Below are 6,675 nucleotides of genomic sequence, written 5' to 3'. Positions count from 1 at the left end.
TTGAGAATTTTATTTTCTCTTAAATCTTCTGGATGCTTTTTTTTGTAGCCATAACTTACGAAATTTAATTATATTCGTAAGGTACTAAAACTACGGTAAGTGCTACCGAAGGTTTAGTTCAACAGCGATTTTGCGAGATTTGGGTAAAAGGCTTAATGGAAAGATGGTTTTGTATTTGGAATCATTAGGCAAATCCAAAAATAGGACTTAATTTAATGACTAATCCTCCCGCTATTGCATGATCCTTCTGTTTTATTTGTTACTTACTAATCAGCAATACGTTAATTTGCTGTTATTTCAATAGGTTTTTGCTGTGCTTTCTTTGTATTTTGAATATTTTTGCAATTCATTAGAGCGTAAGGGAACATGATAAAAGTAATTATAAGCGATTTAGACGGAACATTACTAAACAGCGACCACCGAATTTCAGATTATACCAAACAGGTTTTTAGAGAATTATACAATCAGAATTATTTAATAATTGTGGCTACTGGGCGTCATCACCTGGATGCGATGCCTATAATAGAGACTTTAGGTTTTCCAATTTATCTGGTTACTTCTAATGGAGCACGAATCCATGCTCCGAATAAAGAATTGATTTTTGCTGTCAATATGGAAAGTGAAGCCGTGAAATCGGTTTTAGAGATGGACATTCCCGCTGAATATACTACGGTTCTTTTCAAGGAAAATGTTTGGCAAACTAACAAACACAACGATAAATTACTGGAATTCCAAACTGAACTGAATTATGTTCCGGAATTAGTAAACTACAAAGAAGTCACCGATTTTGATGTGATTAAAATATTTTTTACCCACGAAAGTCACGGAAAACTAATTGAATTAAGAGAAAAAATTCTGGAAAAGCATCCGGGTGTTTTTAGTCATGCTTTTAGTTTGCCACATTGTTTGGAATTTATGGACAAATCGGTGGATAAAAGTGTAGCAATAGCAAGTATTTTAGAAATAGAAGGATTTGAATTCAATCAGGCGATTTCTTTTGGTGATGGTTATAATGACGAAGGAATGTTGAATGCTACTTCTAAAGGTTTATTGATGGGGAATGCTCCTGATAGTCTGAAAAATAAATTGTCACACCTTGAAGTGATTTCAAGAAATAATGAAGATGGTGTTGCTAATTATTTGGCTGATAAAATATTGAATAATGTGAGTTTAGTGTCTAAATAAAAAAAACAGGAAGAGCTTGTTCTGTTTGGTTAGTTTTAATCAGTTCGAGTTTTTGTGTTCAATTATAAATCTAATTACTGTTCTTTATGCAGTCTAATTGTCCTTAGCTTCCGCAGTCGAGTGTCAAATGTTTGAAGAATGCGTAAAAAGAAAAACTGTTTGAGCGTAGCGAGTTTTTTTCTTTTAGCATTCGAAAACTAATTTGACCGAGGAGGAAGCGGAAGACTTGATTTTTTTGTTTCTTTTTTGATCAAGCAAAAAAGAAAGTAACTCATAAAAGTATTTTAGAGAACAACAGCACTTTCCTTGTTTTTCTGTCTAAAATAATCCTAAATTTGCATTCTTATAAAATCAACGCAATACGTATCTAGATGAGCAATACAATCACTACCACTAATTTTAATTTTCCAAATCAAAAATCGGTTTATAGAGGTAAAGTAAGAGAAGTTTATAATATTAATGACAAATTATTAGTAATGGTGGCAACCGACAGGCTTTCGGCTTTTGATGTGGTTTTGCCAAAAGGAATTCCTTATAAAGGACAAATCCTGAACCAAATTGCTACTAAATTCATGGAATTGACTCAGGATATTGTTCCAAACTGGTTGATTGCTACTCCGGATCCAAGTGTTGCTGTAGGTCATTTATGTGAGCCTTTCAAGGTAGAAATGGTTATTCGTGGGTATTTGTCAGGTCACGCTTCACGCGAATATGCTCTTGGAAAAAGAGAAATTTGTGGGGTAACAATGGCCGAAGGTTTAAAAGAAAACGATAAATTTCCAGAGCCATTAATCACGCCAACTACAAAAGCAGATAATGGAGAACACGATGCTGATATTTCCAGAGAAGCCATTCTATCAAAAGGAATCGTAAGCGAAGAAGATTATGTAGTTTTAGAAAAATATACCAGAGCTTTGTTTCAAAGAGGAACTGAAATCGCTGCAAGTCGCGGATTGATTTTAGTGGATACTAAATATGAATTTGGAAAGACAAAAGAAGGACAAATTGTTTTAATTGACGAAATTCATACTCCGGATTCTTCTCGTTATTTTTATGCAGAAGGATACCAAGATAGACAAGATAACGGAGAAGAACAAAAACAATTATCAAAAGAATTTGTACGTCGTTGGTTAATTGAAAATGGTTTCCAGGGACAAGAAGGACAACAAATTCCTGAAATGACTGATGCATACATCGAAACAGTTTCAGAAAGATATATTGAATTATATGAAAATATCATTGGAGAAAAATTTGTAAAAGCAGATATTTCGAACATCAATGAAAGAATCGAAAAGAATGTTGTAGCTTATTTAGCAAGTCAAAAATAATTTCGATAGACCTAATAATTATCAAACCCGTCTCGTTCTGAAAAACGAGACGGGTTTTTTATTTGAAATAATTAGGACTTAAGTTGGTGTTATTTTTGAGATTCGGTTGTCCTTAGCTTCCGCAGGCGAGTGTCAAATGTTTGAAGAATGCGTAAAAAGAAAAACTGTTTGAGCGTAGCGAGTTTTTTTCTTTTAGCATTCGAAAACTAATTTGACCGACGAGGAAGTGTAAGACTTGATTTTTTTGTTTCTTTTTTGATCAAGCAAAAAAGAAAATTAACAAAACTAAATTTTCTACTTTTAATAAAAAGTCAATCGAATTAGGATTTATAATTTCTGTAATTGTTTATCCTGAACATTAGAAAACAAAATCAAAGCTGTAATAGCACCAATACTAGCAAACAACATATCCGATTGGGTGTCCCAAATATCACCCTGAGTTCCTAAAAAAGAATCACCTTGTTCAGCTGTTGCTAATGAAACGCCCCATTCAATCCATTCGTAAGCGGCACTAATCGCCAGGCAAATACAAACAATAATAAAATTGAAAAAGCTTTTATTGGAAATTACCTTCTTTCGAATAAACAATTCTCTGATTATAATGGCCGGAATAAAACCCTGAGCAAAATGTCCCACCTTGTCGTAATTATTTCTGCTTTGGTGGAAAACATCACGAATAGTATCAAATAAAGGAACTTCTGCATAAGTATAATGTCCGCCAATGAACAGAATAATACAATGAATAAGTATTAAAAAATAGGTGAAATTGGTAAAACGAAATTTTTTGAAAGTAAATGCTAGAATCAAAACTCCAATGATGGCAGGAATTATTTCGAGAAAACAAGTGAAAACTTCCTTTGGATTGATGATGGACCAAATTAAAGAGGCAAAGAAAATAAGGAGCATTAGATATATGGACTTCATAGTATAAATTTAAGAAGTGATGTAATAAAAAACCGTTTCGTTTTTATAGAACGAGACGGTTTTTTAGCCCTGACCTGTCTGCCGACAGGCAGGTAGAAGCGGCATCCTTTTTATTTTTGCTCCCTGAGCTTGTCGAAGGGAACAAAATAAAAAGATATAGCGGATAGCAGGATTAGCTCCTGAATATTATTTAAAATAAGAAAAAGTTTCGTTATTTTCTATCTTAAGTATAGTTTCATAAATCAACTTAATCACATTTTCCACATCTTCTTTATGTACCATTTCAACAGTAGTGTGCATGTAACGCAACGGAAGAGAAATCAATGCCGAAGCTACTCCACCATTGCTGTAAGCAAAAGCATCAGTATCAGTTCCGGTAACACGGGAAGAAGCTAGACGTTGAAAAGGAATTTCTTTTTCTTCCGCAGTAGTAATAATTAAGTCTCTCAAATTGTTTTGCACCGCTGGAGCATAAGTAATCACTGGTCCTTTACCAATTTTTGTTTCTCCTTCTATTTTTTTGTCAATCATTGGAGTGGTAGAATCATGGCATACATCGGTAATAATAGCTACGTTTGGTTTGATGGTTTGCGTAATCATTTCGGCACCACGCAAACCTACTTCTTCCTGAACAGCATTCGTAATATATAATCCAAAAGGCAGTTTTACTTTGTTTTCGTGCAAAAGACGAGCCACTTCGGCAATCATAAAACCTCCCATGCGGTTATCAATGGCGCGGCAAACAAATTTGTTTTCGTTCAAAACCACAAATTCATCAGGATAAGTAATCACGCAGCCTACATGAACACCTAGTTTTTCTACTTGTTCTTTAGTCTCGCAACCTAAATCAATAAAGATATTGCTGATTTTTGGGTTTTCTTCTTTGTCTCTATTTCTGGTGTGAATGGCTGGCCAACCAAAAACACCTTTTACAATTCCGTTTTTAGTGTGGATGTTTACGCGTTTTGAAGGCGCAATTTGGTGATCGGAACCTCCATTTCTAATTACGTAAATCAAACCGTCTTCGGTAATGTAATTTACATACCATGAAATTTCGTCCGCATGACCTTCAATTACAACTTTAAAAGAAGCATCTGGATTGATAATTCCCACAGCTGTTCCGTAGGTGTCAGTGATAAAAGTGTCAACATAAGGTTTTAGATACTCCATCCATATTTTTTGTCCGCTACTTTCGTAACCCGTTGGAGAAGCATTATTAAGGTAGCTTTCTAAAAAAGCCATAGAGTCATTGTTTAATATCGATTTTGTGCTCATAAAAATATTTTTTCGCTAAATTATAAATTTGCTATTACAGTTGCATAGATATTGTATAATTTTACAGCAAAATATTGCCTTTATGAAATCTATTTATTTTTTAGCATTCTTTTTATTAATGTCATGTTTTGGTTTTAGTCAGGGCGTTGTACCTGATCCCAATGGCATGGGATATGTATTGACAGAAAAGGATAGTATATTAAATGACACCATAAAATTACCTGAAATTGTTATTTCAAAAGAAAAACTGGATCCTGAAGCGCGAAAACAATATTTGATTTTACAAAACAGAGTCTATAAAACCTATCCTTACGCTAAATTGGCTGCGGATAGATTGACGAATTTGAATAAAGGTATGGCTCGCCTTACTTCAGAAAGAGAAAAGAAAAAATATTTTAAAATAGTTGAAGACTACCTGACGAATGAGTTTGAAGCCAGGCTTAAAAAACTATCTCGCAGTCAAGGTCGAATTTTGGTCAGGTTGATCCATCGGCAAACAGGAAAATCTACTTATGATTTGATAAAAACTTTGAAAAGCGGATGGAAAGCGTTTTGGTCTAATACAGCTGCCAGTATGTTTGATATCGATTTGAAATCGCAATATGCACCTTTTGAATCTAATGAGGACTATTTAATAGAAAACATTCTTAAAGATGGCTTTGAATCGGGTAGATTGCAGAATCAACCAGCGGCAACACCGGTAGATGTAGATAAGTTAAATGACTATTGGGATTCCAAATTATCTACCAAACCTTAAAGTCTAAATTATACCTTATATATGAAGCTTGTACTATAAATATAGTATGAGCTTTTTTTATGGAGCTATTTCCCGCTATTCGTTTCAATCTTTTGTGCCGAACCCCGGCACAAAAGGATTTTTACTTCTATCGGGGCTAGGGTTTTGTGATTGAAACAACCTTGTATCTTATGCTTTATGATTGTTTGTTTGAGAAAATCTTAGCAAATCTCCGTGTTTTCTTAGTGGGTCTTTGTGTTAAAGCCTTTAAAGTGGTGTAAAGAGGATAGGGTGGTTGTTTTTTATAATGATATTTCTTCTTTATATATATGTATACTGAATTCATTTTTAGTTTTCCGATCTGCGGGAATCAGTAAAATCTGCATGCAAATAATGAGTGAAGTGTTTTTCTAGGCTATTTCAGAGTGTAAAACTCCGTTTTTGTTGGTGTTTTTGTTTTTGTAAACGGTATTTGTCCGTGTTTTATTTAGATATACTCAAGACCAAATTCCACTAAAATCGCAGTGATTCTCAAAAACGCCTACTTCAAATTGATAAATACCTCAAAAAGTGGTATTGTAAATATCAAAAAACCAACAACTTAAAAAATACTTTCAAAATACTTTCAAAAAGTCATTGTCAAAACGAATAAAGGTTTTACTTTTGCACCCGCAACAGCGATACGCGTTCTAAGAAATACTGACAAGAAGATTGATGATTGTGTTAAAATAAAAGTCAAAAAAAGCTTGTGAGATAATAATTAGAATTCTATCTTTGCGCCCCGCAAATGTGGTAAGTTCTTTTAGAGACTGGTAAGAAATTGAAAAGAAAAGAAGAGTAAAATTTTCTAAAAAAAACTTTAAAAATTTCTTGCGAGATTAAAAAGAAGTTGTACTTTTGCACCCGCTTCGAGAAACGCACCACGGTGTGAAAAACGAAGAGAGAATTAAGAAGAACACGTTCCTAGACATATTGAATTGACAGCCGTCTTTATCGAAAGATAGAGACAAAAGAATAAGAGTAATAGAATCGAGAGATTAGAATAAACCACTAGAATCTTCAGTCAAAAATAAATAGAATTAGAATTATCTAATTCGCAAAATATACGATGAAGAGTTTGATCCTGGCTCAGGATGAACGCTAGCGGCAGGCTTAACACATGCAAGTCGAGGGGTATTGGTTTTCGGACCAAGAGACCGGCGCACGGGTGCGTAACGCGTATGCAAT

At 34.1% G+C, this 6,675-nt stretch carries 5 protein-coding genes and 1 rRNA gene; 4 read left to right on the top strand and 2 right to left on the bottom strand.

Annotated elements, in window-relative coordinates; genetic code table 11:
• Nucleotides 1-366: 366 nt before the first annotated feature.
• Complete coding sequence (locus GTZ96_RS17930; protein ID WP_161645271.1) at nucleotides 367-1,185, top strand: Cof-type HAD-IIB family hydrolase; 819 nt, start codon at nucleotides 367-369, stop codon at nucleotides 1,183-1,185.
• A 371-nt stretch (nucleotides 1,186-1,556) separates the two neighbouring features.
• Nucleotides 1,557-2,513, top strand: a complete 957-nt coding sequence (locus GTZ96_RS17925; RefSeq protein WP_161645270.1) for a phosphoribosylaminoimidazolesuccinocarboxamide synthase — start codon at nucleotides 1,557-1,559, stop codon at nucleotides 2,511-2,513.
• 327 nt (nucleotides 2,514-2,840) lie between these two features.
• On the opposite strand, the gene GTZ96_RS17920 is transcribed toward GTZ96_RS17925, so the two are convergent.
• Together GTZ96_RS17920 and GTZ96_RS17915 are read right to left on the bottom strand one after the other, a co-directional pair.
• A complete protein-coding gene (locus GTZ96_RS17920) occupies nucleotides 2,841-3,437 on the bottom strand; it encodes a DUF2238 domain-containing protein (protein WP_161645269.1) in 597 nt (198 codons plus the stop codon).
• A 186-nt stretch (nucleotides 3,438-3,623) separates the two neighbouring features.
• The gene (locus tag GTZ96_RS17915; protein WP_161645268.1) at nucleotides 3,624-4,712 is read right to left on the bottom strand and encodes a M42 family metallopeptidase; all 1,089 of its coding nucleotides are present in this window, start codon (nucleotides 4,710-4,712) and stop codon (nucleotides 3,624-3,626) included.
• A gap of 82 nt (nucleotides 4,713-4,794) precedes the next feature.
• Between GTZ96_RS17915 and GTZ96_RS17910 the strand changes: the two genes are divergently transcribed.
• Together GTZ96_RS17910 and GTZ96_RS17905 are read left to right on the top strand one after the other, a co-directional pair.
• Nucleotides 4,795-5,469: a DUF4294 domain-containing protein gene (locus GTZ96_RS17910; RefSeq protein WP_161645267.1), complete on the top strand. Its 675-nt coding sequence runs from the start codon at nucleotides 4,795-4,797 to the stop codon at nucleotides 5,467-5,469.
• A gap of 1,084 nt (nucleotides 5,470-6,553) precedes the next feature.
• A 16S ribosomal RNA gene (locus GTZ96_RS17905) occupies nucleotides 6,554-6,675 on the top strand; the annotation flags it as partial.

Source organism: Flavobacterium undicola (assembly GCF_009909155.2).
GTDB classification, from domain to species: Bacteria; Bacteroidota; Bacteroidia; order Flavobacteriales; family Flavobacteriaceae; genus Flavobacterium; species Flavobacterium undicola.
Note: the sequence above shows the minus strand (reverse complement) of the source record. Positions and strands in the feature narration are given on the sequence as shown.

What these genes read in the sequence shown, in the direction of transcription:
- GTZ96_RS17930 (WP_161645271.1), top strand. Translation starts at nt 367, where the DNA reads ATGATAAAAGTAATTATAAGCGATTTAGACGGAACATTACTAAACAGC.
- GTZ96_RS17925 (WP_161645270.1), top strand. Translation starts at nt 1,557, where the DNA reads ATGAGCAATACAATCACTACCACTAATTTTAATTTTCCAAATCAAAAA.
- GTZ96_RS17920 (WP_161645269.1), bottom strand. Translation starts at nt 3,437, where the DNA reads ATGAAGTCCATATATCTAATGCTCCTTATTTTCTTTGCCTCTTTAATT.
- GTZ96_RS17915 (WP_161645268.1), bottom strand. Translation starts at nt 4,712, where the DNA reads ATGAGCACAAAATCGATATTAAACAATGACTCTATGGCTTTTTTAGAA.
- GTZ96_RS17910 (WP_161645267.1), top strand. Translation starts at nt 4,795, where the DNA reads ATGAAATCTATTTATTTTTTAGCATTCTTTTTATTAATGTCATGTTTT.